Source organism: Roseovarius halophilus (ex Wu et al. 2025) (assembly GCF_047086965.1).
Window position 1 is genome coordinate 1 of the sequence record NZ_JBKOTX010000477.1, and the last position, 1,220, is coordinate 1,220.

Annotated in this window: 1 protein-coding gene and 1 pseudogene; one reads left to right on the plus strand and one right to left on the minus strand. The window is 60.6% G+C overall.

Going from position 1 to position 1,220, the window contains the following annotated elements:
• Positions 1–148 (plus strand): annotated as a pseudogene (locus tag ACH107_RS32935) (IS5/IS1182 family transposase); the annotation flags it as partial.
• A 130-nt stretch (positions 149–278) separates the two neighbouring features.
• On the opposite strand, the gene istB reads toward ACH107_RS32935, so the two are convergent.
• Complete coding sequence (gene istB / locus ACH107_RS32940) at positions 279–1,088, minus strand: IS21-like element helper ATPase IstB (RefSeq protein WP_412509799.1); 810 nt, start codon at positions 1,086–1,088, stop codon at positions 279–281.
• Between the last annotated feature and the right edge of the window lie 132 nt (positions 1,089–1,220).

Here is a 1,220-nt window from a genome sequence, read left to right on the forward strand (position 1 = left end):
GAACGGCGAAGTACCCGAGGACTGGGCCGACAAGCCCGCGAAGCGCGCGCAGAAGGATGTGGACGCGCGCTGGACCAAGAAACACGGCAAGAGCCACTATGGTTACAAGAACCACGTGAACGTGGACCGAAAGCACAAGCTGGTGCGCCTGTAGCGCGACAATCTGGGTGAGAGGAGCGCGTCAATCAGGATGAGAATCCTGGGTTGCGACATTGATGATGATGGCGGGCTTTCCCGCCACCATCAAGGTTTTTGTTGGTTTTGATTGTCGCGGCGCGTCAATCAGGTTTGGTGTTTGCCGGTGTTGCTCTTTGGGCTGGGCGTCCAGGGCCTTTTGCCTGTTCGGCCGCCCTGCGCCGGTAGCTTTCGACATTCATCTCGAAGATTGTCGCGTGGTGAACGAGCCGGTCGACGGCGGCCAGCGTCATGGCCGGATCGGGAAAGATCGTATTCCATTCCCCGAAAGGCTGGTTGGCCGTGATCAGCATGGAGCGACGTTCGTATCTCGCGCTGATGAGTTCGAAGAGCACGCTGGTCTCGGCCTGATCCTTGGTGACGTAGGTGATGTCATCGAGGATGAGCAGGTGGAACTTGTCGAGTTTCGCGATTGCGCTTTCGAGGACGAGATCGCGGCGCGCCTGCTGCAGTTTCTGGACCAGATCGGTGGTGCGGCTGAAGAGGACGCGGTAGCCTTTCTCGACAAGTGCGAGCCCGATGGCGGAGCCAAGATGCGACTTACCCACGCCCGGCGGGCCGAACAGCAGGATGTTGCTGCCCTTTCCGATCCAGCTGTCACCAGATGTGATGGCACTGACATGGGCTTTGGACAGCATGGGGACGGCTGCGAAGTCGAAGGTCTCGAGGGTCTTTCCGGGCAACAAGCGGGCCTGTGCGAGATGTCGTTCGATACGGCGGCGATCGCGTTCGGCCAGCTCGTGCTCCACCAGGGTGCTGAGCAGCCGGGCGGCGGGCCAGCCCTCCTTGTCGGCCTGCTCAGTGAAGCGCGGCCATAGCGCCTTGATGGCTGGCAGGCGCAATTCGTTCAGAGCGAGGGTGAGGCGGGCGGTATCAGTCTGCGACGACGTCATGCTGCCACCTCCTCGGCGGATGCCGCATCGCCGGAGACTGTGCGGAATTTTGTGCCCTGACGCCTTTTTTACGTCATTGGGAAGCGGTCTTCGAACATGATCGCGAGCTGGCTTTTGACAGCGTGCCATTCT

Excerpts from the sequence above, each read along its gene's own strand:
- istB (WP_412509799.1), bottom strand. The coding sequence starts at position 1,088 with ATGACGTCGTCGCAGACTGATACCGCCCGCCTCACCCTCGCTCTGAAC.